Origin of the sequence: Vibrio sp. 10N.261.52.A1 (genome assembly GCF_002876325.1) — a bacterium.
In the GTDB taxonomy this organism is placed as follows: Bacteria; Pseudomonadota; Gammaproteobacteria; order Enterobacterales; family Vibrionaceae; genus Vibrio; species Vibrio chagasii.
In genome coordinates, this window is record NZ_MCYD01000464.1 from 1 (window position 1) to 750 (window position 750).

The 750-nt window shown below is 32.0% G+C and carries 1 protein-coding gene; it reads right to left on the bottom strand.

Annotated features, from left to right (window positions below; genetic code table 11):
- A partial coding sequence (locus BCT81_RS05545; RefSeq protein WP_241908168.1) for a Zonular occludens toxin occupies positions 1 to 709 on the bottom strand: 709 nt, incomplete at its 3' end.
- Between the last annotated feature and the right edge of the window lie 41 nt (positions 710 to 750).

Sequence of the window (750 nt, forward strand, 5' to 3'; positions counted from 1 at the left end):
ACTTAAAGGAAGTTTTGTTTTGTTCAACTTCAAAGTAAGTGACTTTTTCGCCTCTATCAACATACCAACTATCAATAATAATCTTTGAGTTAAACAATAGGTTGATTAGCGACATGTCACTATAGCTCTCTTCTATACCGACTTCCTGTTCATTTTCGTTACTTATATTTTGAGGAGTTTCAGTTTTTAATTCTCTTTCAGAAGTTACAGGTATGTATTTTTTTTCTTCTAAATTTACATGGGCTTTAGAGTGACTAATATAAGACTTTAAGTTAAAGTCTCGTTCTGTAGAAAAATTATAAATTAAAAATACGAGCGTAATGGCAGCTAATACAGGCCAAAACATAATGTTGCTTTTGTTGTCAAAGTGAAAAAGGTTTCCAGTTTTTACATAATCTCGTTGATAAAAAGAATTATAATTCGAAAACGTCTTTCTACTATAAAATCTAAGTTTGGATGACAGCACAACGACACGTTCTAGCGTAGGGACACCGTCATAAACTTTCTTTATATAACTCCACTTCTTAAGAAAGAAGGGGTTATGCGTTATTTTATGTGAAAATGATATTAAATCTTGCATCTTTTCAGACAGCGAGAGCGGGGATTGAGTGATAATAAAAAAATCCGTTCTGAACTTACGATGTTGTGCCAAAAGTTGGAACCAAGCATCTTCATCTTCTTTTAACAAAAATTGAAATTCATCTAACACGAAAGTTAACTCCACGTCTGAAGAATCAATTAATCTAACAA